The 25,208-nt window shown below is 55.3% G+C and carries 28 protein-coding genes and 2 riboswitches; of the genes, 12 read left to right on the forward strand and 16 right to left on the reverse strand.

What is annotated here, in order from left to right; genetic code table 11:
- Nucleotides 1-35: 35 nt before the first annotated feature.
- Nucleotides 36-413 (forward strand): VOC family protein, encoded by a 378-nt coding sequence (locus tag QMG40_RS02490; RefSeq protein WP_283527551.1) that lies wholly within the window; start codon nucleotides 36-38, stop codon nucleotides 411-413.
- 377 nt (nucleotides 414-790) lie between these two features.
- Here the strand turns inward: QMG40_RS02490 and QMG40_RS02495 are convergent, their stop codons facing one another.
- Complete coding sequence (locus QMG40_RS02495) at nucleotides 791-1,216, reverse strand: ASCH domain-containing protein (protein ID WP_283527553.1); 426 nt, start codon at nucleotides 1,214-1,216, stop codon at nucleotides 791-793.
- A gap of 317 nt (nucleotides 1,217-1,533) precedes the next feature.
- Here QMG40_RS02495 and QMG40_RS02500 point away from each other — a divergent pair, with 317 nt between their 5' ends.
- From QMG40_RS02500 to QMG40_RS02510, 3 genes are all read left to right on the forward strand, one after another.
- The gene (locus QMG40_RS02500) at nucleotides 1,534-2,181 is read left to right on the forward strand and encodes a Type 1 glutamine amidotransferase-like domain-containing protein (protein ID WP_283527555.1); all 648 of its coding nucleotides are present in this window, start codon (nucleotides 1,534-1,536) and stop codon (nucleotides 2,179-2,181) included.
- Between the two features lie 123 nt (nucleotides 2,182-2,304).
- The gene (locus QMG40_RS02505; protein ID WP_283527557.1) at nucleotides 2,305-2,772 is read left to right on the forward strand and encodes a GNAT family N-acetyltransferase; all 468 of its coding nucleotides are present in this window, start codon (nucleotides 2,305-2,307) and stop codon (nucleotides 2,770-2,772) included.
- An 843-nt stretch (nucleotides 2,773-3,615) separates the two neighbouring features.
- Nucleotides 3,616-4,164, forward strand: coding sequence for a sigma-70 family RNA polymerase sigma factor (locus QMG40_RS02510; protein WP_283527559.1), 549 nt, complete (start codon nucleotides 3,616-3,618; stop codon nucleotides 4,162-4,164).
- Between the two features lie 333 nt (nucleotides 4,165-4,497).
- Here QMG40_RS02510 and QMG40_RS02515 read toward each other — a convergent pair whose 3' ends face one another.
- A complete protein-coding gene (locus QMG40_RS02515) occupies nucleotides 4,498-4,755 on the reverse strand; it encodes a helix-turn-helix domain-containing protein (protein ID WP_283527561.1) in 258 nt (85 codons plus the stop codon).
- Entirely contained in the window at nucleotides 4,755-5,390 is a 636-nt protein-coding gene (locus QMG40_RS02520; RefSeq protein ID WP_283527564.1) for a hypothetical protein, read from the reverse strand. Before QMG40_RS02520 ends, QMG40_RS02515 begins: the two co-directional genes overlap by 1 nt.
- A gap of 228 nt (nucleotides 5,391-5,618) precedes the next feature.
- Between QMG40_RS02520 and kynA the strand changes: the two genes are divergently transcribed.
- Genes kynA through QMG40_RS02535 form a run of 3 tightly spaced genes read left to right on the forward strand, consistent with a single transcriptional unit; the run spans nucleotide 5,619 to nucleotide 8,610 of the window.
- A complete protein-coding gene (kynA, locus tag QMG40_RS02525) occupies nucleotides 5,619-6,488 on the forward strand; it encodes a tryptophan 2,3-dioxygenase (protein ID WP_283527566.1) in 870 nt (289 codons plus the stop codon).
- 38 nt (nucleotides 6,489-6,526) lie between these two features.
- Nucleotides 6,527-7,765 carry a kynureninase gene (locus QMG40_RS02530; RefSeq protein ID WP_283527568.1) on the forward strand — a complete coding sequence of 413 codons (1,239 nt, stop codon included), beginning with the start codon at nucleotides 6,527-6,529 and terminating at the stop codon, nucleotides 7,763-7,765.
- A gap of 17 nt (nucleotides 7,766-7,782) precedes the next feature.
- Nucleotides 7,783-8,610 carry a PaaX family transcriptional regulator gene (locus QMG40_RS02535; protein WP_283528594.1) on the forward strand — a complete coding sequence of 276 codons (828 nt, stop codon included), beginning with the start codon at nucleotides 7,783-7,785 and terminating at the stop codon, nucleotides 8,608-8,610.
- A gap of 28 nt (nucleotides 8,611-8,638) precedes the next feature.
- Here the strand turns inward: QMG40_RS02535 and QMG40_RS02540 are convergent, their stop codons facing one another.
- Entirely contained in the window at nucleotides 8,639-9,376 is a 738-nt protein-coding gene (locus QMG40_RS02540) for an alpha/beta hydrolase family protein (protein ID WP_283527570.1), read from the reverse strand.
- 190 nt (nucleotides 9,377-9,566) lie between these two features.
- Nucleotides 9,567-9,644: riboswitch (Fluoride riboswitch) on the forward strand.
- Between the two features lie 18 nt (nucleotides 9,645-9,662).
- On the opposite strand from QMG40_RS02540, the gene QMG40_RS02545 reads away from it, so the two are divergent.
- The gene (locus QMG40_RS02545; protein ID WP_283527572.1) at nucleotides 9,663-10,991 is read left to right on the forward strand and encodes an MFS transporter; all 1,329 of its coding nucleotides are present in this window, start codon (nucleotides 9,663-9,665) and stop codon (nucleotides 10,989-10,991) included.
- 146 nt (nucleotides 10,992-11,137) lie between these two features.
- On the opposite strand, the gene crcB is transcribed toward QMG40_RS02545, so the two are convergent.
- The 6 genes from crcB to QMG40_RS02575 all read right to left on the reverse strand — a co-directional run bounded on the left by crcB (nucleotide 11,138) and on the right by QMG40_RS02575 (nucleotide 15,009).
- Nucleotides 11,138-11,506, reverse strand: a complete 369-nt coding sequence (gene crcB, locus QMG40_RS02550; RefSeq protein ID WP_283527574.1) for a fluoride efflux transporter CrcB — start codon at nucleotides 11,504-11,506, stop codon at nucleotides 11,138-11,140.
- Nucleotides 11,503-12,054 (reverse strand): fluoride efflux transporter FluC, encoded by a 552-nt coding sequence (locus QMG40_RS02555; RefSeq protein WP_283527576.1) that lies wholly within the window; start codon nucleotides 12,052-12,054, stop codon nucleotides 11,503-11,505. Before QMG40_RS02555 ends, crcB begins: the two co-directional genes overlap by 4 nt.
- Entirely contained in the window at nucleotides 12,051-12,572 is a 522-nt protein-coding gene (locus tag QMG40_RS02560; RefSeq protein ID WP_283527578.1) for a universal stress protein, read from the reverse strand. The genes QMG40_RS02555 and QMG40_RS02560 overlap by 4 nt, the downstream gene beginning before the upstream one ends.
- Nucleotides 12,569-13,864 (reverse strand): phosphopyruvate hydratase, encoded by a 1,296-nt coding sequence (gene eno / locus QMG40_RS02565; protein ID WP_283527580.1) that lies wholly within the window; start codon nucleotides 13,862-13,864, stop codon nucleotides 12,569-12,571. Before eno ends, QMG40_RS02560 begins: the two co-directional genes overlap by 4 nt.
- A gap of 55 nt (nucleotides 13,865-13,919) precedes the next feature.
- Complete coding sequence (locus QMG40_RS02570; RefSeq protein WP_283527582.1) at nucleotides 13,920-14,675, reverse strand: 2,3-diphosphoglycerate-dependent phosphoglycerate mutase; 756 nt, start codon at nucleotides 14,673-14,675, stop codon at nucleotides 13,920-13,922.
- Nucleotides 14,676-14,695: 20 nt separating this feature from the next.
- Nucleotides 14,696-14,772: riboswitch (Fluoride riboswitch) on the reverse strand.
- An 84-nt stretch (nucleotides 14,773-14,856) separates the two neighbouring features.
- The gene (locus tag QMG40_RS02575) at nucleotides 14,857-15,009 is read right to left on the reverse strand and encodes a hypothetical protein (RefSeq protein WP_283527584.1); all 153 of its coding nucleotides are present in this window, start codon (nucleotides 15,007-15,009) and stop codon (nucleotides 14,857-14,859) included.
- Nucleotides 15,010-15,444: 435 nt separating this feature from the next.
- Between QMG40_RS02575 and QMG40_RS02580 the strand changes: the two genes are divergently transcribed.
- Together QMG40_RS02580 and QMG40_RS02585 are read left to right on the forward strand one after the other, a co-directional pair.
- Nucleotides 15,445-15,852: a hypothetical protein gene (locus QMG40_RS02580; RefSeq protein ID WP_283527587.1), complete on the forward strand. Its 408-nt coding sequence runs from the start codon at nucleotides 15,445-15,447 to the stop codon at nucleotides 15,850-15,852.
- 99 nt (nucleotides 15,853-15,951) lie between these two features.
- Complete coding sequence (locus tag QMG40_RS02585; protein ID WP_283527589.1) at nucleotides 15,952-18,081, forward strand: HelD family protein; 2,130 nt, start codon at nucleotides 15,952-15,954, stop codon at nucleotides 18,079-18,081.
- Nucleotides 18,082-18,090: 9 nt separating this feature from the next.
- Here QMG40_RS02585 and QMG40_RS02590 read toward each other — a convergent pair whose 3' ends face one another.
- The 6 genes from QMG40_RS02590 to QMG40_RS02615 all read right to left on the reverse strand — a co-directional run bounded on the left by QMG40_RS02590 (nucleotide 18,091) and on the right by QMG40_RS02615 (nucleotide 22,790).
- A complete protein-coding gene (locus QMG40_RS02590) occupies nucleotides 18,091-18,714 on the reverse strand; it encodes a short chain dehydrogenase (RefSeq protein WP_283527591.1) in 624 nt (207 codons plus the stop codon).
- 33 nt (nucleotides 18,715-18,747) lie between these two features.
- Nucleotides 18,748-19,404, reverse strand: a complete 657-nt coding sequence (locus QMG40_RS02595; protein WP_283527593.1) for an amino acid ABC transporter permease — start codon at nucleotides 19,402-19,404, stop codon at nucleotides 18,748-18,750.
- Nucleotides 19,401-20,039 carry an amino acid ABC transporter permease gene (locus QMG40_RS02600; protein ID WP_283527595.1) on the reverse strand — a complete coding sequence of 213 codons (639 nt, stop codon included), beginning with the start codon at nucleotides 20,037-20,039 and terminating at the stop codon, nucleotides 19,401-19,403. The genes QMG40_RS02595 and QMG40_RS02600 overlap by 4 nt, the downstream gene beginning before the upstream one ends.
- Nucleotides 20,040-20,042: 3 nt before the next feature.
- Nucleotides 20,043-20,816, reverse strand: coding sequence for an amino acid ABC transporter ATP-binding protein (locus tag QMG40_RS02605; protein ID WP_283527597.1), 774 nt, complete (start codon nucleotides 20,814-20,816; stop codon nucleotides 20,043-20,045).
- 95 nt (nucleotides 20,817-20,911) lie between these two features.
- Complete coding sequence (locus tag QMG40_RS02610; protein ID WP_283527599.1) at nucleotides 20,912-21,883, reverse strand: ornithine cyclodeaminase family protein; 972 nt, start codon at nucleotides 21,881-21,883, stop codon at nucleotides 20,912-20,914.
- Nucleotides 21,884-21,944: 61 nt separating this feature from the next.
- Nucleotides 21,945-22,790 carry a substrate-binding periplasmic protein gene (locus tag QMG40_RS02615; RefSeq protein ID WP_283527601.1) on the reverse strand — a complete coding sequence of 282 codons (846 nt, stop codon included), beginning with the start codon at nucleotides 22,788-22,790 and terminating at the stop codon, nucleotides 21,945-21,947.
- 252 nt (nucleotides 22,791-23,042) lie between these two features.
- Here QMG40_RS02615 and QMG40_RS02620 point away from each other — a divergent pair, with 252 nt between their 5' ends.
- Both QMG40_RS02620 and QMG40_RS02625 read left to right on the forward strand, forming a co-directional pair.
- The gene (locus QMG40_RS02620; RefSeq protein ID WP_283527603.1) at nucleotides 23,043-23,708 is read left to right on the forward strand and encodes a GntR family transcriptional regulator; all 666 of its coding nucleotides are present in this window, start codon (nucleotides 23,043-23,045) and stop codon (nucleotides 23,706-23,708) included.
- 291 nt (nucleotides 23,709-23,999) lie between these two features.
- Entirely contained in the window at nucleotides 24,000-25,190 is a 1,191-nt protein-coding gene (locus tag QMG40_RS02625) for an NAD(P)/FAD-dependent oxidoreductase (RefSeq protein WP_283527605.1), read from the forward strand.
- Nucleotides 25,191-25,208 lie beyond the last annotated feature (18 nt).

Below are 25,208 nucleotides of genomic sequence, written 5' to 3' on the forward strand. Positions count from 1 at the left end.
GCATGCAAATCATTTCGAGCTCCTATCCCGTAATCATGACCGATGATGTGGCTAATACCGCTGCTTTCTATCAGCAGAATTTCGGCTTTGAACAGCTATTTTCGAGCGACTGGTATATCCATCTGCAGCGTGAGGAGCACGCTTTAGCCGTCTTGGACGGCCAGCATGAGACCGTGCCCGAGGCTTATCGGGGAACAGCTTCCGGTATTCTGCTCAACTTTGAGGTTGACGACGTCGACGCTACATATGCAAAGTTCCTTGCCGCAGGCTTGCCGATCATTTCATCACTCCGCGATGAGGACTTTGGGCAGCGGCATTTCATCACCGCAGACCCCAACGGCGTATTGGTTGATGTAATCACACCGATCCCACCGAGCGCAGAGTTCGAAGCACAGTTCACACAACCGGTCTAACGGTCCAGCTCACGTAGGACACTTGTGCACACCAACGTGGAGACAGTTGCGTTAGCGGGGCGACAGGCGGTGTGCTTCGTGGGCCACGCGGTGGGAGACCACACCGCGCTGCTCGTCGTGCCTGCGCACCCTGAGCTACTGCGCCGCCTCGTAGTCATTGAAGACGAGTTGGCGTCATATGCTCCGTGGCGCACACGCCGTCATCCACGGAAAGTCGCGACGGCACCGCTACCTATTGCTCCGGCTCAAAGCATCCCGGCAGCGGTATCCCTTACCCGTGCGCACAACAATCCAAATGGCAGCGCTACCGCTCGGAGCGAAACTCGAACTCGACACCGTTCTCGCCGTCTTGGATGTGACCGGTAAAGATTGCATCACTACGGCAGGCGCGCAATGACCTTAAATCTCTGGAGCACCAGCACAGTGTCGTCATTGACCGTGAAATGTGGGTCGTTCATTTCATCTCGGAGGTCCCGTGAATGCCAGAACTCCTCGTGACCCGCGCGCCATTGGGCCACGGTAGTGAATCCCTCACCCTCGTCGATGGCGTGCTGCACATCCACCTCGGCCAGCCGGGCCTGGCGTACTTCCGTCAACTCAATTACGGCCACTGGCGTTCCGGCGGAGTCAATGACCACTTCCTGCAAACCGGCCACGGGCAGCTCTTCCTGATCAATCTCGTACCCGATGAGCAACGCCGTCGTGGAGGTCTTGGAACCGTCCAGAACGGCTGCCACTAGCTGATCCCGAAGAGGACCAGGGAAAGCAAATTCACACACGGGCAGGGCACTGTAATCGGTCATAGTGTCAGCGTATCGCCCCGCCAGGCCCTTGATGGTCCCCCTGAGCCAATTCATCGGCAGGTGCTCGGCGCCTTAGTCCGGCCACAATTCACGGCCCCTAAAGTGACAACGAGTCATTGTGGCGAAGCCAGCGGGCACAATACGGCAGCGCGACGGCAAATGGAGTCCTATCTTACGATTGGCGCTTACAGGCTGCGCCGGTCAGGGGTAGGTCTCCGGAACCGTAAATCGGTGCGATAACTACGCTCGAAAGTAGTACCTTTCGCGGAGACGAGCCTGCGAAGCGAAAGTCGGGGGTTCCCTCTAGGGTGGGTGACATGAAGATGCTGCTGTTATCTCGTTTCATTGGTGCTGTTCCAAAGTTCTTGGGAGGGATGGACGCTGCGACTAGGGCTGCCACACGTATCGCCTATGTTGATGATGCGGCCCAACCATTAGGGAACGCTCCCTTTGTGGAGCGGGAACGTGCCCAACTCCGAGATCTCGGCTACACACTCGTTCCGGTGAATATTGGCGAGGGTTCCGGTGATGATTTTTCCAGCGTTCTTGACGGTGTGGATGCCATATACGTCGCAGGCGGCATGGCCGACCATCTTATGGCTGTTCTGCGTCGCACAGCTACCGACGCGATCCTTGCTGAACGGGTTCGGGCAGGATTGCCCTACATCGGGGTCAGTGCCGGGGCGATCATCATGGGAACAAGCATTGACTCGGCGATTGCACTCGATGGCCGAACCGAAGGGGTTAGCCTGCACGATTACAGCGGACTCGGACTCGTGGACGCGGTGATTTTGCCCCATGCCGATGGTCTGCTTCCGCCCTATCCACCGGTAAGGATCGCTGAGGTAGCCCATGGTCTCAAGGGAACGTCAGGGTTGACGCTGCTAGCCGACGTCGACGGGCTACTCGTCACGGACAAACAGGTGAGGCGGGTTGCTTCCCCTGCCACCCACGAAGGACATTAATCCAGCCACTGCACTCCACGGCAAGTCACCAAAGTGTGCGGCTAGGGTTGTCCGCGAGACACGTCAGCGGGAATATCTGCATCGGTTTTCGCTGCTCCTGCGCCCCACTGGCAAACTGATCAAATGACTGTCCAACTAATCCCACTCAGCGCCCAACGATTCCCTGCCTGGATCGAACGAAGCCGCCATGAATATGAATCCGATCTCATTGCGAGCGGCGAATCCCCGCACGATGCACATAGGCACGCAAAGAAGAGCCTCGATGCTGCGTTTCTACAGAACGTTCCAACGATAGATAATGCCGTTTTCGATGTTCTTGACACTACCGACTCCACCATCGGCTACCTCTGGGTTGGAACGGACAGTTCTTTAGATAGCAACTCTTGGTGGGTCTGGGACATCGTCATTGATAATGAGCATCGCGGCAAGGGTCTGGGGAGAGCGACTATGAAACTAGCGGAGGACTACGCGCGTTCCCACGGTGCCCACACACTTGGACTCAGCGTCTTCGGATTTAACCACGGCGCCCGTGGACTCTACGAATCAATGGGTTACGCGACAGTGAGCACGAAGATGAATAAACAACTTTAATCCATGGATCTGAGCCACTGAGGCTCCAAAACGACGAATGGGCCGAGCATGTTGTCTTTGAGATTTACAGGTCAGACTCAGGCGCCTGATACAACAGCGTGGATTAGGTTCAGACCCATCAACGGCTTCTTCGCCTCGTCACACAGTCGCGCCTTCCGAACCACAGAGGGTTAGGTGACGACCCTGCCGAAGTCCGCCGCACTGTGGATGCCCAGGTCTGCGCCCTTGGGGAAGGACTGGCGTAGTAGTGGCGTGGGGGAAGCTAAATAGACCAGTGTCACCTGACGCTGTTTGGTCTCCCAGACTGCCGATTTTTCCAGGACGCCGTCTTGGTCGCGTCTCTGTGCAGGGAAGGCCCATGAGCTGCCAAGTTGAACGAGCTGGTCAACTCGCCAGCTCGTAGTCGAAGGGCATGATCATAGCGTTCAAAAGAGCCTCGTCAGGCGAACTCTATGGGCACGCTTCGGCTTTGACCTGTAGTTGTTCCGTCCGGCTCTATGATTGCCGCGAGTGACCCTGTCACCAAGCTTCTGGGACCAACGGCTAGACGCGGGCCAAGATGGAAACCAACAGTGGCCACAGGCTCATGACACCATCCAACCCCCTGACGCTGAATTTCCCGGAGCCTGAAACATTCTCACAGCTCCCAACGGTCCAACCCAACGATCCAACCCAGCACCAAACCCAGCACCATTGGCAAATTTTGGGCAACATGGCCATTTCAAGACCACCTTGATTCCAATCTGGTAACGCAATATTTTCAGCACCAGCTTCGAACACTTTTCGTGCGAAGCTTGTCTTCCGTACATCACGTACGCATCTACAGTCATGGAGGAGCTACCGGTGACTCACACCAAGCGCTACCCCCAAGATCTTCGCCAACTACTGGAACTTGCCAGCGACGGGGATACCCTGGCTTTTGAACATCTTTATGCGCAGACCGCCGGGTACATATACCCGCTCGTGAGAAGAATACTTAAGAACTCCGCTGACTGTATGCAAACTGTCCAAGACATATACGTGAGAATCTGGGCACACCTCACGGAGTACGACCCAGCCCAGTCAACCCCGCAAACCTGGATCATGGCCATCGCACACCGCATGGCTGTTGATCGGCTCCGAACAAGCCAAGCAATGCCCATTGCCGGAACCGCAGAACGAGCCCATCCAGTTGTCAGCCACTTATCGGAACGTACCGTTTATCCAACAATCCCGGCCCTGGCCGACCTGACCACCATCCAAAGCGAAGCAATCTATCTGGCCTACTTTGAAGGCCGCACCACCGCCGAAATTGCCGCAGCACTCGGCGTGGATCAGGAGCTTGCAAATTTGAACCTCCGCGAAGGACTCCTCAGGGTAACGGCCAGATTCAAACGTTCCGGCCTCTCCTAAAACCGAAAGCAACACCTCTGAGAGAGCGTCCCAGTCCCAACCCTCAGAGGTGTTGTCCTGGGCAAGGACATTGTTCTCACAGTGTCTCTGCGAGCAGCAGGGAAACGGTGCTGGGTAGAACAAGGGGTCTAGGTAGTGGCGGGAGAGGTAATACACCTAGCCATGCTCGTCACGATATGCGGCGTTGGAGAGCCAATCGGTGGACGGATGCTTGATTTATGATTTTAATGCACTTTTCTTGTCCTATGCTTCTGACGCGGAAGCTCAGTCAACGCACGCTCCCAATGTCTACTGGCGGATTGCATCAATACCGATTCGAGGCTGCCAGAGGGCTTATCGGATATGCACGAGTAACTCGCCCACTTCACAATCCAAGGCCGCGCAGATCGCCTGAAGTGTGGAATATCGGATAGCCTTCGCTCTATTGTTCTTAAGTATCGAGAGATTGACAACGCTCACTCCGACGAGTTCACCAAGCCTGGTCAGCGTCATTCCGCGGTCGGCGAGCAATTCATCTAGGCGGCAATGGATTCCCGTATTCTCTGCGAGCGCACGCGCCTGCCCTCCATGCTTTCCAGCAGGGCCGCCCATCAGATTAGACCATCCGTTTCGTTTTGAAGGCGTGAACCATAGTCAAAAGCAAGCCCCACAAGCATGAGCACTAAGCCCATACCAACGTATGTAAGATCAATCTCCCCGGCTATCGGCCAAAACCCGTTAGGGTCAGACCCGTTCAGTAGAGCCGCAGCAGAACCGGAGGCCAACGATGACGCTCCCTGAGTCAACAGCCCCGCTATTGCCACAATTCCGCCGGCAATAGTGACACTCACGGAAAAGGAATGCTTGAACATTAGAGGGTGCAGCAACCTCCATGCCAAGATTGCGCCAGATCCACAAAATGCCAACTGAGTCAGGATGCCTGCAACCAACGCTATGACCCACAGAACAAGTGTGGGTCCAGAGACTCCCGATAGCGTTAGCGTGGCTGTGTCGTAACCACCCTCAAGAATTGCAACCGAGCCTTGAGCTGCGCTGCTGGGCATCATGTGGCCAGCCACCAACGTGAGTGTGACATGACCGGAAGAGAGACTCTGCACAAGGCGGATCGTGCCGAAGAGGACGAAAAGCGCACCCGCAATCACTGCCGTAATAAAGAACAGCCACATGAAGCCCCGGGTCAGCCTGCGAACTAGAGGAGGGCCGGCGATCTGCACTGATTGAGACATGCTCACCCTAACGATAATCGATACTAATGAATATCGTTAATATAAGCCGTTATACCGGCCCAGTCAAGCCTCGAATCATCGAGCCATCAACGCTCGCTCACTCGAACCTGGAGCCAACAGTTATCTTTGAGGCTCACTTTTTGAAGTACGACGGCGCATCCCGGGTAATGTGCGATGGCGCCACTTTCACTCTCTTGACGCTCGTCAGTATATTGATACAGTTATTTGATGAGCTGCCCCCACGCAAACACCCCCGAAAGTGTCCGCGAAATCGAAGACACGATGCATACGGACTTCCACAGCACCATGTCCTACGGAAGCTATCTCGATCTGGATCGCCTCCTTTCCTCGCAGCACCCCGTGAGCTTGCCCCAGCACCACGATGAGATGCTCTTCATCATCCAGCATCAAACGAGCGAACTCTGGCTCAAACTGATCCTCCACGAATTGATCGAATCCCGTCGCCTCATGGACAACGATGAAATTGGTAAAGCCCTGAAGTGCCTTGCACGGGTCAAGCACATTCAGAAGACGCTCACCGAACAGTGGTCGGTGTTGGCCACCCTCACTCCCCGTGAGTACGCTGAATTCCGCGGCTTCCTCGGCTCATCCTCAGGATTCCAGTCTTTTCAGTACCGGGCTGTTGAGTTCATTTTAGGCAACAAGCACCGCGGCATGCTCAAGGTCTTTGAGTCTGATCCGCAGGCTCATCAACTTCTTTCTACCCTGATCGAGGAACCCACCATCTATGACGCCTTCCTGCGTGCACTGGCCCGAGCCGGCTTCGCCATCCCGGACAGCGTTCTTCAGCGAAACGTTAGTGCTGCCTGGGTCTTCCAGGAATCACTGGTTCCAGTGTTCAAACAAATATACGAATCTGATACAACCCAATGGAGCTTTTACCAAGCCTGCGAGGACTTGGTGGACCTTGAGGATAACTTCCAGGCGTGGCGCTTCCGGCACATGAGCGTGGTCAAGCGGACCATCGGATTCAAGGCCGGTACAGGCGGGTCCTCCGGCGTGGAATTTCTAAAGCGCGCGCTGGACCTAACGTTTTTTCCCGAACTCTTCGCGGTCCGTACCGAAATCGGCAAGTAGCCTTTCCACCCCATCCCCTCTGACGAAGGACACCCCCGATGACCAAGAGCACGGAGCATAATGCTCCTACCAGCGCACAGCTTGATGCCGACGATGTACTGGCCGCATACCGCGAGCACTTTACTGAACCCAACGATGACTCCGTCGTTGCCTATCTGGACGGCAACTCCCTGGGCCGGCCTTTACGTGTCACAGCTACAAACCTTACTGCTTTTGTCCAAGGAGACTGGGGTACCGGTCTGATCAGATCGTGGGATAAAAAGTGGATGCAGGAACCCACCCGTGTTGGCGACCGGCTCGGTGAAGTTGTACTGGGCGCCGCTCCAGGGCAAACCTTGATCGGGGATTCAACTTCCGTACTGCTTTACAAGTTATTGCGTGCCGGCTTGGACGCTCAGCAGGGTCGTAACCAGATCGTCATCGACAGAGACAACTTTCCTACCGACCGGTTCATAGTGGAGGGCATCGCCGCTGAACGCGACGCGGAGATCGTATGGATAGATCCTGACCCCGCCACCGGTGTCACACCTGAAGATGTCAGTGCCGTAGTTGGGTCGGGAACCGCCGTGGTGCTACTGAGCCATGTTGCCTACCGTTCCGGTTTTCTAGCAGACGCTCAAGCCATCACTGGAATTGTCAAGGACGCCGGCGGGCTGATGATGTGGGATCTTAGCCATTCCGTGGGCTCCGTCCCACTAGAACTTGATGCTTGGGGTGTGGACCTTGCTGTGGGTTGCACCTACAAATACCTCAACGGCGGCCCCGGGGCACCCGCGCTGGCTTACATCAATAGCTCCATAATCTCCCAGCTACAACAGCCGATCTGGGGATGGATGGGTGCAGCCGATCCTTTCGGCATGACTGCCACCTTTGAGCCCGCAGCCAACGTGCGGCGATTCATTACGGGCACTCCCCCGATCCTCGCCATGCAACCTCTCAAGGATATGACCGAGCTGATCGCCGAAGTCGGAATGGTCGCCATCAGAGAAAAATCGATCGCTCTCACCGAGCATGCCATTGCAGTGGCGGATGAACTACTTGCACCGCTCGGCGTTGAACTAGCCAGCCCTCGAGACGCGTCGCAACGTGGATCCCATGTGAGCGTGAACCACCCACGTTTTGCAGATCTCACAGCTCGGCTTTGGGAGCAGGGAGTAATTCCAGACTTCCGTCCACCTCAGGGACTGCGCATTGGTCTCTCGCCGCTAAGTACTAGCTTTGCCGAAGTGCAGCTGGGCATCGAGGCAATCCGCGATGCGTTGGTATCTCTGGCGTGACGGCGGTTCTGGATGACATGGTTTCAAGACCCGGAAGCACCACTTCCCTCTTGCGAACCATTATAGGTTTGTATTTAAGGGATGAGGGCGGATGGATGTCATCCGCTTCTCTAGTGGAACTAATGCAGGCTATGGCGATCCCGGCCTCCCTAACACGTACTGCCCTAACGCGACTACGTAAAAAAGACGTGGTGGTTGCGGCGGTCCGTGATGGGGTGGCTGGGTATGAGGTGGATTCACGTGCGGCACGCATGCTGGAGCGTGGAGACCGGCGCATCCAAACTCCCAGGTCCATGGAAGCTGCGGATCCGTGGTGTCTGGTCTCTTTTTCGCTACCCGAGACCGAACGCGAGCGCCGTCATCAGTTACGCCGGCAATTGCATTGGATCGGGTGTGGAATGGTCTCCCCTGGCCTATGGGTAGCTCCGGATTATCTCCGTGAAGAAGTACAGGAAATTCTTGACTCTTTGGGGCTAGGCGACCGGAGCGTGCTGTTCACTACCTCGCGGCCACACGTTACAAGGGACCTGCGCGAGGTTGTTTCTAGCTGGTGGGACTTTGACGCGATTGGAACCTTGTACGTGGACTTCATAAAGTTCCATGAAGAAGTCCCCACAGAACCAGTCGGTGTAAGCCCGCAGACATTTGCCACCTATGTTAACTTGATTGACCGTTGGCGCATGATCCCTTATCTCGACCCAGGGTTGCCGGTAGACTGTCTTCCTGCCGATTGGCCTGGCAAACAGGGCGTTGCCATATTCCGCAAGATCAGCACCTCCCATGCCTTGGCCAGCAAATCATTCGTTGGATCAGTAGTCAGTTCACACTCAAGCCGAACGCTCTAAAACCAGCAAGATGGCGGCCCAGGCAGGGTCATCGCTGCTGCATCCACTGCACCGTGTGCCGCCAATGTGCAGCCGCCGGATCTATTGCAGCCATATGGTCTAGCCCCGGAATCTTCTGGAAATCAACAAGGTCTCCGGCGGCTAATGCAGCTTTAACAAAGTCCTCCGAGTGTTCTACCGGGACCCACACATCAACATCACCATGGACTACAAGAATAGGGCGCTTGAGGGGTATCTGGCGGATCGGTGAAGCTAGATCGTAGGCATCAGACAGGTCAGCATAGTGTCCACCCATGAAGCCGGAGGCAGCGTTATCATCGAGCTCCTCGGCGTCTACGCGCCGCACATCAGTCACCGGGGCTAGACCCACCACGGCGTCGGCGAGATCGGCGACAAGGAGCGCCAGCTGACCTCCCACGGAATGGCCCACATTGACCACGGGACAGTTAGCACACCACTGCGGGCGAGCGTCCTTGGCACATTGGATTGCACTGCGAACGTCGTCGAGGGTGAGCGGCCATCCTCCCCCGTTACCTACACTTCGGTATTCGATATTTGCTACTGCCCAGCCGCGGGCCAGCAGATCGCGTACAAGGGGATGCATGAGCGTGGCATCCCACATTGCTCGCCAGTACCCACCATGGATCAGGATGGCGTAACCTTTCGGGGTTTCGATTTCTGGCGCCCACAGCTCAATATACTGCGGATCCATTTTCCCGTACCGCACTATCTCCGGCTCGAGGACTGCTGCGAAGTGATTCGCCATGGTCAATTCGTCTTTCCATTAATTGGCTGCGGCACGGAGCGTTCATGCAAGTCGTTCATTCAAGTGCAGGTCTGCTCTTTCCCTGATGGTGTGAGCCCTAGAGTACTGAGCATACTGGGTGGCCCTCACAGCTACCAACGAAAAAATGGCGCCGCTATATAGCCTTGAAAGTCCACCATTGAACTAAGATTGCCTTAACGGCGATGGATCCCGCCGGGACCGTTTTCGGTCCGAACCGCCGTTGTGGCTGATGGTTTCCTGCCCCGATTCACGGGTGGGAGAAACCATGTGCCAAACACCTGCAGATCACAACGGTGCGGAGGATTCGCCCGTCACGGGCGCCGAACCCTCTCCGAATCCCGTCAAGGACGCTCCAGCGCCAGCTGACCCATTCGAAGTAGCGGCACCGTCTACACAATGGCTGAATACAGGCATTCTTGGGATTGGTGCAGCATCCTTTTTTAGCGATTCGGGTCACGAGCTCGTCACATCCTTGTTACCGTCCTTCCTAAGTTCAACCCTGCACAGCGGACCGGCGGCGCTGGGAGCTATAGAAGGTGTCGCCGATGCCTTAGTAGGCCTGAGCAAATTGGCTGGCGGTCCTCTGTCCAACGATCCAGCCCAACGCAGCAAAGTAGCAGCGAGTGGATATTTACTGACAGCCGTTGCGACGGCGCTTATCGGCGTGTGCACGGCCGTGTGGCAAGTTGCCGGTTTCCGAGCGTTGGCGTGGGCGGCACGCGGGCTGCGCTCGCCATCCCGGGACACTTTGTTGGTTTCAATTACACCCCGCAATGCCTATGGACGAGCAGCCGGGATTGAACGTGCAGGGGATAACGCTGGAGCAGTTGTGGGCCCGCTGCTTGCGGCTGCTTTGGTGGGCGCGCTTGGCATTAGAACGGCGATTCTCTTCTCATTTATCCCCAGCATGTTTGCCGCCGGAGCAATAGTCGTGGCTGCGCGGCAGGCACGACTATTTGTGGCCAGACCAGAAGTGAAGCGATCACTGAGTTTTAACTTGGCTGGATTGCGACTCTCAGGGTTGTTTACGGTACTCGTTCCGGTGTCATTTTTTGAATTGGGCAATCTTGCAGCGACGCTGCTAATTCTTCGCGCCACGACGGTTTTAGAAGCCGGTGGTGTGGCAGCCGGAGCGGCTGTGACGAGTGCTATTCTCATGTACTCATGCCACAACGCATCGGCCTCTGTTGCGGCTCTTGTTGGTGGCCGACTGATAGATCGGCTGAGTCCTCGCCTTGTTTTCACGCTCGGCACGGCCATGTATGTGGCCGCCTATCTACTCTTTGCCATTGACAGTGGGGGTCCAGTGATCTTGGTAGCGGGTTTTTTCTTGGCAGGTTTCGGTATCGGTTTCGCGGAGACCTCCGAGCAAACAGCCGTGGCATTATTACTTCCGGACCGGCTGCGAGGCAACGGATACGGTCTCTTGGGGCTGGTGCAGTCTTTTGGTGACTTAGGCGCCACCGTGGTGGCCGGAATCCTGTGGGCAGTGTTCTCACCAACCGAAGCTTTTCTCTATGCAGCTTTCTGGATGGTTGGCGCGCTTGTCTCATCCCCGTCATTATCGCTGCAAAGGGTAGCCAAGAAACGTTGATTTTCCAGCCTCGGTGGGGTTTGAGCCGTGTGCATGGTGGCCAGTGACAAAGAACCTTACGAATCATGGCGAGTGGACCTTTTCCATACCCGCAGCACGTCTAGGTCCGCTGCTGCACGACGGATTCGAGGCCTGTCCAGCCGTGGTCAGAGGCTGCCTGCCAAGATCAAACCGGAAATTGCCGCCCCAACACTCAAAACGAGTGTGCCAAGACCACTGATTAAGGCGAAGCCGACCCTGCCAGTCTGGAAAAGTCTGACCGTTTCGAAACTGGCTGTGCTGAACGTGGTGTAACCACCCAAAAACCCGACGCCCAAAACTTTTACTAGTTCCGGGCTAGCCTGGTGAACCATAACCAGCCCCGTCAAAAACCCTAAGACGAGTGAGCCGGTGATATTGATGAGCATTGTCCCTATGGGTAAAGCTGTCCGGAGGCGGGAGCGCAGCAATCCGTCCAGGATGAATCGGGTGCCGGCACCCAGTCCGCCGGCAACCGCAAGTAGCACAATGGTCATGGTAGATCCCCCTCCATCTGCGGCCCTAACCGCGTGTTCTTGGCTCGAGTCACTGCAATGCGGTGGTGACGGCCGGCGGCCCAGATGCCAAGCGCTGTGGCGAGTACCCCACCGATGATGGTGAGGGACAAATACAACAGCATGGTGGGGATCCTGTTGGTTTCGATAAACAGTCCGGCCTCCAAAGCGAGAGTGCTGTAAGTGGTGAAAGCACCCATAAAACCAGTGCCAGCCACCAAACGGATAATCCGCCGTCGTCCAGCGTCTTGGCCACGCCGCCCTAAACCCTCTAACAGTGCCCCCAACGCAAAGGCTCCCACAAGATTCACGCACAACGTTGGTAGTGGCCAGCCACTCACTGAAGGCACTGCTTCTTCAATTCCATAGCGGGCGAGTGTACCCAGCATCCCGCCCACAACCACTAGAGCCACATATCCGGGATGCAGGTGGATAGATCGGTGAGCCGAAGAGGACCCCAAAGTATCCACGTCACTGTCTACCGGTAATGTCCCTGCCTTACGGAAAATTTTCGCAGTCAGCCCGTTCATTCCTCGCCTGCCAACGGACGCGGGTTCAAGGGCACCACCAGTACCGGCTTGTGCTGCCGGTGGGCCAAGTGCACAGCAACTGAACCGCTCAATAATTCTTCCAGCCTGTGAGATATTCCGCGTTCACGAGTACCAACAACAATCATGGACGCATCCACTGTCTTGGCTAGACGTCCCAGCGCCCGCGCAGGATCCCCCGCTAGGCATCGGTAGCTCCAGCTGATCCCGTACGGGGTAAGGACCGATGCCAGCCGCTCTTTTATTGCGGCCGAAATACGCTCAATGTCATCATCGAACCTGTCAGGATCAATGGGCTGGGTTGCAACATGGCCGTTGGGGTCTTCCTCCACCACGTAAGTGGTGATGTCCACATAGGCGCAGAGGAGCTCGACCCCCAAACTGTAAGCCAGTTCCGCGGCTTGTTTCGCGACGCTCAGCGGCTGCCCTGGGATAACCCCCATCACCACGGGGCGGGTAATCCGGTAGTTCATCTGGAGGGACTCTTTTGGCTCACTCATGATGTGCCCCTATCTTTTGAGAACTTCTCCACCAGGCCGTAGGGCAAAGCGGGAAATGCATCCGCGATTTCAAGCAGTCGATTATATTTTGCCACCCTCTCACCACGGGCTGGTGCACCGGACTTGAGCTGTCCGCAGCCGGAGCCAACTGCCAGATCCGCTACAAAAGTATCTTCTGTCTCCCCAGAACGATGTGAGACCATGGCGGTAAACCCACCCTGCTCGGCGATAGTCAGGGTGTCTAAGGTTTCTGTGACCGTACCTATCTGGTTGGGTTTGATCAGCACAGAATTAGCAGCCGCCTCCTGGATACCTTTCCGGACCCGGTCAGGGTTGGTGACGAACAGGTCATCTCCAACGACCTGAACGCGGCTGCCCAACAACGCCGTAAGTTCAGGCCAGCCGTAGGGGTCATCCTCGGCCAGAGGGTCTTCAAGGCTGCGGATCGGATAATCCGAAATGAGCCCCTCATAGTACTTAGTCAGCTGTGAGGGGTTATACGAGCGCCCGTTCAGGTCGTAGCTGCCCTCATGATAGAAGTAGTTCGCGGCCGGATCCAAGGCGATAGTCACTCCGCTGGGGCCCGTGACGTACCCTGCATCTGTGATGGCGGCAGTGATCAATTCCAGTGCCTCCTCCGGCCGGGAGATTTCCGGGGCGTAGCCTCCCTCATCCCCGAGCCCGGTGGAGAGGCCCTTCTGCCGCAGTGTCAGGCCCAGTGCATGGTAAATTTCTGAACCCCACCGGATGGCCTCGGGCAGGGTAGGGGCGCCGGTGGGGGCGATCATGAATTCTTGGAAAGCTAGTGGGTTCGGCGCATGGGCGCCACCATTGAGAACGTTAAAGTGCGGGACTGGTAACCTTTCCGGCTGACCAAGAGAGTTTCCGATCCAAGCATGCAGTTCTTGACCTGAGAAGGTAGCGAAGGCACGCGCAGAGGACATGGATACAGCCACGACGGCGTTGGCGCCCAGCCGGGACTTATCCGCCGTCCCATCCAACTCACACAATGCCGTGTCCACACTTCGTTGGCTGGGCCAGGTCCGAGAAAGCAAAAGTTCCCGTATAGATGTGTTAATTCCAGCAACAGCGGTTTCCACGCCTCGACCTGAATACAGGCTGCCGCTGTCACGCAATTCAACTGCTTCGTGAGCTCCGGTGGATGCTCCCGATGGTGCAGACGCCGTTTCCCATGTTCCATTACTAGAGGTCAGCCTCACGCGCAGGGTTGGGTATCCGCGCGAATCTAGGATCTGAAAAGCATGGATGTCGGTGAAGGTCAATTCATTCACGGTGGTAGCTCCAGTCAGTGGTGATGGGTAAGAAAAGTGGAAAAATTTGTGACGTTTATGTACCTCCGTTGGCGGTGAGCGCCGCTACGGCTTGAGCGGCTGCACCGGGGTCGAGGTAAGTCCCGGCCCGGGGAAAGGGAATAAATCCAGGGCGGAAACGGTATGCCAGCGGATGGGCCGTGGGCAGGTTTAAGTCCTCGACCTCAGCTTCACTAAGAGAGTCAATGATCAGGCACAAAGCACGCAAGGAATTGCCATGACCCACTATCAGGACGTCGGTTCCCACATGCAGTAGGGGCTGGACGGTCTCATTCCAGAAGCTCTGCAGCCGTGTCACCACGGCGTGGAGTGACTCGGTGGGGCGAGTTGTCCCTTGGGGCATGGCAGTAACTGCCCTGTTGCTGCCAATCGCGGCCAGCTGGCGAGGTGTCATCGGAGGCGGGGCACCGTAGAGGGACCGGCGCCACGAATGAAGTACCTGAGGCCCGTCGTGGGCTAAAAGCTCGCTTTTGCACAGCCCGGTCAATGCTCCGTAACTGCGTTCGTTGAGTTCCCAGACTTCCTGGATGGGAACGGTCCCTGCCGTCAAAATCTCGTTGACCAGCTGCGCTGTCTCCAGGGCACGTGACATTGCGGATGAAAATATGCACTCTGGAATGAGAGCGGCATCAGCGAGGGACTCGGCAGCACGCTGGCTTTCCCTGCGACCTTGAGAAGTCAGAGGCGGGTCGAGCAGTCCGGTGAACCGTCCCTGTGCGTTGAGGGTACTTTGGCCATGACGCAAAAGGATCAGGGTACCTAGCTCGGACATAACTCACCTACCTTTGAAGAGCAAAGGTAGGAACCATCAGCCAAACGGCGGTTCGAACTGCTAAGCAATTCCGGCGGGATCCATCGCCATAACTAACCATAGCGTGACTCGTGCAACTAGCACCAGCTATGCTCACTTATCGGCTCCAGAAGGAGCCGCCAAATTCGGTGTCCAGTGGACATTAGAGTCTCATAAAATGCCTCAAGAGAAGAAAGGCGCCGATCCCCACAGCGGCGCCAACTACCAGAATGGAACTTGTCAGTGGCTGCCCGGCTGCGGCCAGCATCGGCGCCAGCACGGTCAGTATCACGCCAAAAATGCCCATCACTAACATCTTCCGTCTGTATATTTCGTTTAATATCTCGTGAAAGTAACTTTATTTTTCATGCTGAATTGTGCACTCATAAGAGATTTCTCTACCAGAAAAAACACATAGTTTGCGCCGCAAAAATAACAGAATAAACTTACAGCCGCAACATGCTATTTAAGGACAAAATCGAGTTCCAGAGGGTGGATATTTCATACCTAACCCCACTGAACATGCACGCTTTGGTGATCAGAGCCGAAACCTACTGTTTCTTATTACAGGTATTGACCAAGTCTCCGCATGCAGAATGCTTGTTGAATATGGCCAAAAGATAGTATCAGAAATCCATTTGCTGGCCGAAAGGTCAACTAAAACTTGGGCCGATCAGCGGGTCACGGTACTACGCTGAGGTACCTGATCAAGTTCTCTGATAGCCCTGTCATGACAAGATGGAGAAAACACGTGAGTACTCGTAAAAATTTTTCTGCACCACGGATTATTCCGGCAGCTTTTGCGGTTTTGGCAATAGTCAGCGGCCTGGTATTTCCTCGCATTGACGTTCTCTACCTACTGGGGCATGTGTTAGCACTTATTTTCGCGGTGGCTGTGCCACTTAGCTATGCGTGGCTCTCACGAAACTTTCAACCTAAAGGGAACATGGTCCGCCGGTTCTTCCTGATCTGTTTCGGTAGTTTGGCCGTAGTCTCAGCATCTGCCAGCCTGGTTTTAATTTCCATGGGAAGCAGTGCTGGCGCTTCAGGCGATATTGGTGGCATATTCCTGTGGATACTTGCCACGGCCACACTGTTGATTCTTTCCGTGGCAACAGCGGTTGTTGAGCCACAGAAGTCTGCTCTCCCAGAGCAGTAAATAGTTTAGAAGGTTGAAAGGTTCCGCTAGGAGGAATATTTTTCCAGAACGTGGCGTTAACTCGGAGCGACGACAGTACTACGTATCGAAAGAGTGCCAGTGCCCCTGAATAACGTGACCACATATGTTATCGAAGACGCCGCTGCAGAGGTCAGCGGATCAGCAGAGGAGCAGCTCATCCTCAACGAAGCATTCAAGCGGCGCGACGGAATACTTCAGTACCTCAATACCGAACTTCAATTCCCGGCCCAGGACACAGTGGCGCAGGCACGGTTGCGCATGCTCGCACGTCGCCGCGCTGAACTACAACACGCAGGGCAAGGACTGATCTTTGGTCGACTCGACTCGTTAGATCAAACAGTCCGTCATCTGGGACGCGTGGGTATACCGAGCTCCGACGATGACGATGATCCTCTAGTCATTGACTGGCGCGCACCTGCCGCACGCGCCTTCTACACTGCTACACCCGTGGACCCACAAGGCCAGGCGCGCCGTCGGCATATAAGAACCAACGGGCGTGAGGTGATCGGCGTAGACGACGAGCCACTTGATGGCTCGAGAGCCAGTGAACTAGTTGGTGAGGGCGCGCTGCTGGCCGCGCTCGATGAGCGGCGGACAGGCCAGATGAGTACTGCCGCAGCAACCTTGCAGCGCGAACAGGACGATGTGATTCGTGCTGGCGCCCGTGGTCCGCTGGTTGTTCAAGGCGGCCCCGGGACTGGGAAAACAGTGGTGGCACTTCACCGAGTTGCCTATCTACTTTTCACTTATCCCAAACTTGCCGCACAGGGCGTGTTAGTCATTGGACCATCACACCGCTTCTTGGACTATATTGCCCAGGTTTTACCGGCACTGGGGGAAACCGCAATGGCCTCAGCCACCTGCGACACCCTGGTACCTGGCATCGAGGTGGAGCGCGTTGAGCAGCGCGAAGTAGCAGAGATCAAGGGCCGGGCACTCTGGCAACAGGCACTCACGCGGTATTGTGGATCGTTTGTGCCAGAGCCTGCCGACCTGGAGCTACTGTGGGAAGGTGAGCGCTACACAATAGATGAGGGACGAATCGCACGAGCGATCCGCTCAGCAACCTCGGGGCGTTCCTACCATGCGGCACGGGCAGTCTTCATAGCGCAGGTTCACGATTTACTCACCGACGCAATAATCGAACGCAACGAAGAAACGCTGAGACAGGTGGAAGCTGGCCTTGAAGACCTGCTCAGCGAATTCGATGCCGCATTCACTCACACCGATAATCGCGCCGCCACTAGCGGCGCAACCGGGGCCGAAGTTGACGGGGTACTGACAGAAGCAGACATCGAACTACTGCGGGATAGGATCGCTGACGATGCCAGTCTGCGTGCTGTGCTGTACCGATGGTGGCCGAGCCGCGATACTGCCGTGGAGCTACACCGGTTCCTAGGAGAAACAACATTGCTCTCTCAGTGGGTGCCTGAGCTGACTGCTCGCCAACGAACGGCAATCGTCGGCGAACCGCAAACCTGGGCAAGTAGCGACATACCCCTCTACGATGCTTTGGCTGATTTACTGGGCGAGACACACCCAAAGAGCGAACAAGGCGAATTCTTATCCGATCGAGCACCCGCACAACGAGACTGGGTTTACGGACACGTGGTCATCGACGAAGCGCAAGAACTTTCACAAATGCAGTGGTTCATGGTCATGCGCCGCTGCCCATCTCGTTCTATTACAGCTGTTGGCGACATCGACCAAGCGGAGGCCCCTCATCTGCACACAACATGGGCAGAAGCTGTCAGCGGAGCCTTCGGTGAACGATGGACCGAAGCGCAACTCACTATTTGTTACCGCACCCCGATGGAAGTCATGGCGCTCACAGCATCAGTGCTGCGCAATGCCGGCAGCCATAACGACCCCCCTCGCGCGGTTCGAACTTCTGGCATTGAACCGTGGGAACGCACCGTGACCGAGGAGAGTCTAAACGCCGAAGCTGCACTCGCCGTGGAGCAACTATCCACCCGGTGGAAGGGCGGGATGGTCGGTGTCATCGCTCCCCTCGAACGCCTCTACACTTTGCGAACAGCTTTGCCGGGAACACCAGTTCTTTCCGCAACGGATGCCAAAGGTCTGGAATGGGATGCCACGTTACTTGTGGACGCCCCAAGCATTGCAGCCCAGCCTCGAGGATGGAACGGACTCTATGTAGCTCTCACCCGTTGCACCCAAGAGTTGGGGCAGCTCCTGGTGAAATAGGACACCAAGCTAAGACCACACCTTGATAGTTTGACCCGACTCCGCACCATAGACGCTTCGAACATAGGCACTAGCGGCATGTGCTCCGGGGATAGGCGCGAATCCGGGAAAGATTGTGGCGTATGAGCTGGCAGATTCCTGCAACACTGTTGCGCTGACCGTGTTTAATCTGATTCTCCGTAATTCTTGGGCTGCATTGCTGACAAAGGCATCAAGGCCTTTGTTCGCAATGGAGCTAGGAGAACCGCCGCGGAAGGCGAAGCTGCCCACAATGCCACTTGTTAACGTGATCGATCCGCCGTCGATGACGTAGTCACGAGCAGTAAGGGCAATCCTTATCTGGCATAGGAGTTTCCCATCAAGCGTAGTCTTAAAATGCTCAAGGGTAGCTACCTCAGCCGATGCCCACTGGGCACCCCCAATGGTGCTCACCACGGCGTCCACACGACCAATCTTCTTGAAAAGCCGCAACACGCTGGCATCATCATGACAATCAACAGGGAATTTCGCAGAAGATCTGGACGCCTCCAAAATTTCAACTTCACCCTCGCCAAACTCCTTATGATGAGCGTAAAGAGCATGCACCACGTGTCCTCCCATAACGCCAGAGGCACCAATAACGAGGATCCGCATCAGTTTAGTCCCTTCTCCATTTCACCGAAACTATTAGAGGTGTTTACTAAGGATCCGTTCGGCCCAAACCGACAACCACGTTGCCGGCACTGAGATAGCCGCATAAAGCAGTCCAGCAACAATAAAGATCGGCAGGTATTGGAAAGTTGATGAGCCAATGGAATAGGCCTGGCTCATTAGTTCGGGAACGGCCACCGAGTAGGCCAGCGAGGTCGCCTGAAACAAAAGGACAGCAAAACCCATCAGAGACGGGAGCGCTATCCTCAGTCCCTGCGGAATGATAATGAACCGCAAGCTATCTCGACGGCTCATCCCCAGCGCGTTCGATCCTTCGATTTCCCCGGCAGGAACCCCTTGCATGCCGCCGCGGATAAGTTCGGCACTGTAGGCGGCAGTTGTCCAAGTCAGAGCCAGGCAGGCAGACGCCATGGCGCTCAAGGTGATGCTGGCATTGGGCAGTCCGTAATACATCAGCTGCAACAGCACCAATGCCGGCGCCCCGCGCCCAACTTCAACAAAGAACACGGAAATATACCTAAATACTTTGTTCCGTGCCACCACGCCGAAGGAAAAGACAAGGCCTATAGGTAGGCCAATAACTAGACTTAGAAGCGTGAGCGTGAGGCTGACTTTAAGACCACCAAGCAGGGTTGGTCCGTATTCGATCGCAATCTCAAACAGGTTATTCATCGCGCCACCGCCTTTCGCATCTTAATGTCCAGACGCCTAGAGAGCAGTCCCAACGGAACGCTGAGCACTATATAAACTGCGGCGGCAACAAAGAAGACCATAATGCCCTCACCTGACTGCCGAGCATACTGGTTGGACATAAAAACAATTTCCGAGACACCAATGGTTGAAGCAATTGAGGAGTCCTTCAGAAGCCCAATAGCGAAGGTGGTGTACGCCGGAATAACTGAGCGTGCGGTCTGCGGTCCCACGATGCGAGTCCAGACGGTTGCTTGCCGAAAGCCGAGGGCTGAGCTGGCCTCCCACTGTCCTTTGGGTATGGATGAAATTGCGCCTCGAAAGATCTCCGCTAAGTAGGCAGCTGCAACCACTCCGAGCCCAATAATGCCGGCTTGCAATGCGCTTAGCTTTACGGCCCCGATGGTTATTCCGTAGTAGAGAATAAATAACCACACAACAGGGGGCACACCGCGCAGAATATCCACGAGACCACGCGAAAGCAACCAAATAAGCTTATTCTTGCTTCGAAGACCGGCCACGATGGGTAGTGCAATCACACTGCCTATCATCAGAGCGAGCACCGTGACAACAATCGTCATTGGCAGGCCCATCATGACTACTTTTAGCATGTCCATGATCTAACGCTCCAGTACTGCACGCAGAAAACGGCGGGTACGATCCTGCTGCGGGTCTTGAAGTATCTGCAGCGGGTTGCCTCGCTCGATGATGCCACCGTCCGCCATGACCACCAGCTCATCGGAGACACTCTTGGCAAACGCCATTTCGTGGGTGACCACCACCATGGTCATACCACTTGCGGCCAGCTCTTTCATGACCTCAAGTACTTCAACTCCCACTTCCGGATCAAGTGCGGAAGTTGGTTCGTCAAAGAGCATGACCCGAGGACCAAGAGCCAGAGCCCTGGCGATGGCGATTCGTTGCTGCTGACCACCGGAGCAACGAGACGGGTACTGGTCCGCCTTATCCCCCAGTCCCATGCGCTCAAGTAGTTCCATTGACTTCTCATTGGCCTCATCGCGGGTACGGCCCAGGATCCGCTCCTGAGGCAGGCTAATGTTTCTGAGTACTGTCATGTGCGGAAAAAGATTAAAGTGCTGAAAGACCATTCCTGCACTTCGCCGGAGAGCGGCCAAGTTTTTGGGGTTAATTTTTTCTCCCGCAACGATGCGGTGCCCATCAATCTCGATTTCTCCGCTGTCCGGCTGCTCCAAGAGATTCATGCAGCGAAGTACGGTGCTTTTGCCAGCACCGCTGGGTCCAATCATGGCTGTCACCGACCCCTCTGCAACGCTCAATGAGACGTCACGAAGAACGACGTTCGTACCGTAGGCCTTGGCAAGGTTCCTGACCTGCACCACGGGCGTAGCGGATACGGAATTAAGCTGTGTCATCAGTTGTCCTAATTTCTTTTAGTCGTGCTTCCTCAATCAGGGCGTTTCCTTCGCGACCACGAACGAAACGCCCACAACCACACCGAAAGGAGGGCTTATCCGCCGTCGCACATGTGAGTCTCGTAAGCGGCAATAGCTACGGCCAAGTCCTGCCATGGCATACCCGTTGTTTTAAAAACCACCGGTTTGCCTGTTACAGGAGTGGCCCGTTCAAGAACCAGCTGACCCACCGTGATGAGATCTGAGCACGAGGCGATAGCGCCAGATTCCAATGCTTGGATCACATCTCCGGCTTCCCGAAGCGCTGAATCCAACGATTCAACACAGACGGTAGCCCGAGCCATGAGGGCATCATCAAGCTCACGATGATCGCTATCGTGAGAGCCCATCGCCACCACAACAGCGTTTGGTTTCACTAGTGAACCGTCAAAGAGCGGCTGCTCTGATGCTGTACAACAGACAACAATGTCAGCGCTGGAAATGGAGTCATCATCACCGATAGAAACGTTCGGTACCAGTTCAGCTGCCCGTGCAACAAGCTCCTTTGCTGCGCTTGGATTCCTGCCAAGGATCTCCACGGAAAGTAGATCGAAGATCTCGCTAAATATCTTGATATGCTCCCAAGCCTGAACCCCCGTGCCGTAGATGAGCAGCCGCTTGGGACCGGGGGTGGCCACCAAGCCAACACATAGGGCTGATACACAAGACGTGCGCCAGTTCGTCAGTGCAATACCGTCGAGTATGGCCAAGGGGCGCTGGTCGGCACCACCGAAGAGTGCATACAAACCTTGAATAACAGGAGAGTCAGAAGCCGCATTCTTCGGAGTGATTGTCAGCAGCTTTGTCCCGACGTAGTGATCATTCGAAGCAGGCATCTGCATGAATGTTCCGGCCGAGGTTTCAATCCTGGTTCTAGGAACCCCTGCCTCGGGGTCGAATCCAGCGAGTAGAAAAGCTGTCATGGAATCAATTGCCGCCTGTGCCGTCAAGGCGCTCCCAACAGCCGCCTCGTCCATGAACTCAGGGACCTTCATGGGCATTTGAGTACGATTCGTCTCTGAGTTCATTACTCCGGAATCCTCCCTATCGGTGGGTACTTTCCTTACAGACGGGCATCATTCATTGCCCTTATTCCACCAAACGAGGTTCGCCAGTGTCTGCCGCGGTTGCCGGCAAACCATAGGACTCCAAAACTTGCACGATCTTTCCATCAGTTTTCATGGACGTGATTGAGGCGTTGATGGCCTTCGTCAGATCAGCCTTGTCCTTGGAAACCGGGAACCCAATTTGGGCTGGTTCTTTAGAGGCAATGACGCGAGGGTCCGGAGCCGCACCAACCACCTTGTACGTGGAATCTCCCTTGTACATTTCAACAGCTGATCCGTACCCGTCAATGCCAACCTCAATGCGGCCGGTCTTAAGATCTGCTTGCATCTCCACAGCGCTTGGATAGATGGTCAAATTTGATCCCATCACCTTTTTCATGTCAGCAACCCACAGATATCCATCTACAGTGCCAACTTTCATACTTTCCAGCTTTGGAATCTCGTTCACACCGGCCTCAGAAATGAATCCCATCTCATCGGTATAGATCGGGTCCGTAAGATCAACGATCTTGGCTCGAATTGCTGTGCGGTAGTAGCAACCGATGGCCACATCGGCCCGGCCGCTTTGTACTGCAGGAATTGTGCCCGCGTACGAGGTGGATTCTACTTTGACTTCCAAACAGTTTTTGGCTGCAAATTCCTTGATGACATCAGCGTCGACTCCGGTGAGCTTGCCATCCTTGTTCGAAGAGAATGGCGGGAACTCAGGCGCCGCTACGGTCAGGAACCCTTCCGACATGGTCTTGAAACTCGACTCTGGTGTGCAGTCCTTCGCAACGCTGCTGACCTCGCTGCCGCCACACGCAGAAAGGGACAAAGCAAGCAACCCTAGCGATGCGGTACCTACCAAAAATTTACGAATGTTCATGGTGATCCTCTTTGATCAGAACTGACCTCAGTCAGAATTTGCGGTAAACGAACAAAGCAATAATAGTGATGTATGACACACAATCGATTGTCGATAACCAATCTGCAGGGAAATTAGTGATATGTCAAGCGTTCGTAAGCAAGAGTCGCATTGATCCAGACGGCTCGACCGCAACGACCGTCGCAGATCGGCACTGACGTGACCTAGTGTTATGGAAGTGTTATCGAGTGTGACCATCACCTGAGGAGCAAAATGCAGGAGCAGCCAATCGCAGTAACCGGATTACGCGCACTGGGTGAGGGCCGGGCGACTCTACGAGATGAGGCTCTCTCCATTGTCCGCCGCGCGATGATGTCAGGTGCCATGCAACCGGGGCGCATTTATTCGGCCAATGCTTTAGCGATTCAGCTTGGCGTTTCCAATAGTCCGGTGCGAGAAGCCATGATGGCACTCAGCGAGAAGGGACTTCTGGAAGTTGTCAGAAATAGAGGATTCCGTGTTGTTGAAATGAGCGCGGCAGATCAGCAAGAAGTTTACGATCTAAGAATGCTGGTGGAAGTAACGGCCATTGGACGAGTAGCTGAACGCGGGGTGAACACTACTGACGCAGCACGGCTCACCAAGCTTGCCGAAGACACTGTCGCCACCTCGCAGGCCGATAATATGGTCGACTATCTCGAGGCCGACCAGAACTTCCATCTAGGCATAGTTGAGTTGCTTGGTAATTCCCGGATGACCAAAATTGTAGAAAACCTTCGCGACCAAAGCCGAATTAGCGGTTCGTACTATCTGGCGGAACGAGGGCTACTGGCAATCAGTGCTGCCGAACACCTGCCCATTCTGGAAGCACTCCTGGCCGGCAACCGCGTTCGAGTCGAAGAACTGATGGCTGCGCACCTAAGCTACTCGCTGCCCTAGTCACTGCCCGAGTCACTCCTGTGTGAAGTTGTTTTTGAGCCGTGAGCCGGTTAAGAAACAAAGCACCCACCCCAGAAGCCGTCAGCGCAGCGCTCTACGCCCGCACAGCTGCACCCAGCAGTGCAAAAAAACTGTGGGGCACTACGTGCGATAACGACTGAAGCGAAAATCCATTTCACCAAACACTTGACGTAGATCACATCCGCACTCACTATGGTTATATATAACCCGTTACCGATAGTTGATACCTACAGCGTTGTGGGCGTCGGCACTTCTGAGTCAGGAGGATCAATGTCAAAGTTGGTCTCGCTCAATCTCCCAGTTGGTACCAGCCAGCCCACCCACGCTGATGTGGTCATTGTTGGGGGCGGCGTCATGGGAACCAGCATTGCTTTCCATCTCGCTGAAGCTGGAGTACGCAATATAGTCCTGATCGAAAGGGCTGAGTTGGGCCGCGGTTCCTCGGCCAAACCTCTTGGAGGCGTGCGGGCCACGTTCTCAGACCCAGCAAATATTATTTTGGGTCAACGAAGCCTTCGCTCGTTTGAGAACTTCAATGATCGCTTCAAGACTGATATTGGATTACGCAAAGTAGGCTACCTTTTCCTATGCAGAAGCGAGGCTGAACTGCTCGCCTGCGAACAAAGCACTCACATTCAGAATCGGTTAGGAAGCAACAGCCGGATGGTTTCGCCAACCCAGGCGGTAGAAATCAATCCATTCCTGAGGCAAGAAGCGCTTGTCGGGGCTTCCTTTTCTCCAGAAGACGGATTTGCTGAACCCGAAAAAGTGGTGCATGCCTATGCACAGGCGGCACGTAGTTTGGGCGTGCACATCCTTGAACACACAGAGGTCATGGACGTTTCCACCGCCGGCGGTAGTATCAGCGCTGTCACCACCAACCGTGGAACGATCCAAACCAGCGCTGTCATTTGCTGCGCGGGCGCGTGGTCCCAGCGCGTAGGAGAAATGGTTGAGGTCAACCTTCCAGTGACACCCGTTCGACGACAAATCGGTATGACACCGCAGCTAAGTACACCCATGCCGACAGTCCCCTTCACCTTGGACCTTTCCACCACCATGTACTTCCACAACTACGCCAACGGTATGCTGCTTGGAATTTCCAACTCAGACCAGAAGCCAGGGTTCAACCGGGATTTCACTCACGAATGGCTCTCCGAGTTCAATGCAGCAGCACGAATCTGTGCCCCAGCACTGGCAGAGCCAGAGCTTGCCCAAGGCTGGGCGGGCCTTTACGAAAATACACCTGATCACAACGCATTGATCGGCGTTTCGAAAACAGTCCAGGGCTTTTACTACGCCACCGGATTCTCCGGCCATGGATTCCTTCAGGGACCAGCCGTGGGCGAGCTCATCAGAGACCTGTTCTTGGGCCGGGAATCGTTCATTGATCACAGCTCGTTTTCCGCTGACCGTTTCACGGAGGCAGCCAAACTTTTCCAAGAAGTACACATTATCTAATCCTTCGAAAGGAGCAAT

Source organism: Arthrobacter antibioticus (assembly GCF_030063205.1).
Taxonomy (GTDB): domain Bacteria; phylum Actinomycetota; class Actinomycetes; order Actinomycetales; family Micrococcaceae; genus Specibacter.

Excerpts from the sequence above, each read along its gene's own strand:
- QMG40_RS02490 (WP_283527551.1), top strand. The coding sequence starts at position 36 with ATGACCGATGATGTGGCTAATACCGCTGCTTTCTATCAGCAGAATTTC.
- QMG40_RS02495 (WP_283527553.1), bottom strand. The coding sequence starts at position 1,216 with ATGACCGATTACAGTGCCCTGCCCGTGTGTGAATTTGCTTTCCCTGGT.
- QMG40_RS02500 (WP_283527555.1), top strand. The coding sequence starts at position 1,534 with ATGAAGATGCTGCTGTTATCTCGTTTCATTGGTGCTGTTCCAAAGTTC.
- QMG40_RS02505 (WP_283527557.1), top strand. The coding sequence starts at position 2,305 with ATGACTGTCCAACTAATCCCACTCAGCGCCCAACGATTCCCTGCCTGG.
- QMG40_RS02515 (WP_283527561.1), bottom strand. The coding sequence starts at position 4,755 with ATGGGCGGCCCTGCTGGAAAGCATGGAGGGCAGGCGCGTGCGCTCGCA.
- QMG40_RS02520 (WP_283527564.1), bottom strand. The coding sequence starts at position 5,390 with ATGTCTCAATCAGTGCAGATCGCCGGCCCTCCTCTAGTTCGCAGGCTG.
- kynA (WP_283527566.1), top strand. The coding sequence starts at position 5,619 with ATGAGCTGCCCCCACGCAAACACCCCCGAAAGTGTCCGCGAAATCGAA.
- QMG40_RS02530 (WP_283527568.1), top strand. The coding sequence starts at position 6,527 with ATGACCAAGAGCACGGAGCATAATGCTCCTACCAGCGCACAGCTTGAT.
- QMG40_RS02535 (WP_283528594.1), top strand. The coding sequence starts at position 7,783 with ATGGTTTCAAGACCCGGAAGCACCACTTCCCTCTTGCGAACCATTATA.
- QMG40_RS02540 (WP_283527570.1), bottom strand. The coding sequence starts at position 9,376 with ATGGCGAATCACTTCGCAGCAGTCCTCGAGCCGGAGATAGTGCGGTAC.
- QMG40_RS02545 (WP_283527572.1), top strand. The coding sequence starts at position 9,663 with ATGTGCCAAACACCTGCAGATCACAACGGTGCGGAGGATTCGCCCGTC.
- crcB (WP_283527574.1), bottom strand. The coding sequence starts at position 11,506 with ATGACCATTGTGCTACTTGCGGTTGCCGGCGGACTGGGTGCCGGCACC.
- QMG40_RS02555 (WP_283527576.1), bottom strand. The coding sequence starts at position 12,054 with ATGAACGGGCTGACTGCGAAAATTTTCCGTAAGGCAGGGACATTACCG.
- QMG40_RS02560 (WP_283527578.1), bottom strand. The coding sequence starts at position 12,572 with ATGAGTGAGCCAAAAGAGTCCCTCCAGATGAACTACCGGATTACCCGC.
- QMG40_RS02570 (WP_283527582.1), bottom strand. The coding sequence starts at position 14,675 with ATGTCCGAGCTAGGTACCCTGATCCTTTTGCGTCATGGCCAAAGTACC.
- QMG40_RS02575 (WP_283527584.1), bottom strand. The coding sequence starts at position 15,009 with ATGTTAGTGATGGGCATTTTTGGCGTGATACTGACCGTGCTGGCGCCG.
- QMG40_RS02590 (WP_283527591.1), bottom strand. The coding sequence starts at position 18,714 with ATGCGGATCCTCGTTATTGGTGCCTCTGGCGTTATGGGAGGACACGTG.
- QMG40_RS02595 (WP_283527593.1), bottom strand. The coding sequence starts at position 19,404 with ATGAATAACCTGTTTGAGATTGCGATCGAATACGGACCAACCCTGCTT.
- QMG40_RS02600 (WP_283527595.1), bottom strand. The coding sequence starts at position 20,039 with ATGGACATGCTAAAAGTAGTCATGATGGGCCTGCCAATGACGATTGTT.
- QMG40_RS02605 (WP_283527597.1), bottom strand. The coding sequence starts at position 20,816 with ATGACACAGCTTAATTCCGTATCCGCTACGCCCGTGGTGCAGGTCAGG.
- QMG40_RS02610 (WP_283527599.1), bottom strand. The coding sequence starts at position 21,883 with ATGAACTCAGAGACGAATCGTACTCAAATGCCCATGAAGGTCCCTGAG.
- QMG40_RS02615 (WP_283527601.1), bottom strand. The coding sequence starts at position 22,790 with ATGAACATTCGTAAATTTTTGGTAGGTACCGCATCGCTAGGGTTGCTT.
- QMG40_RS02620 (WP_283527603.1), top strand. The coding sequence starts at position 23,043 with ATGCAGGAGCAGCCAATCGCAGTAACCGGATTACGCGCACTGGGTGAG.
- QMG40_RS02625 (WP_283527605.1), top strand. The coding sequence starts at position 24,000 with ATGTCAAAGTTGGTCTCGCTCAATCTCCCAGTTGGTACCAGCCAGCCC.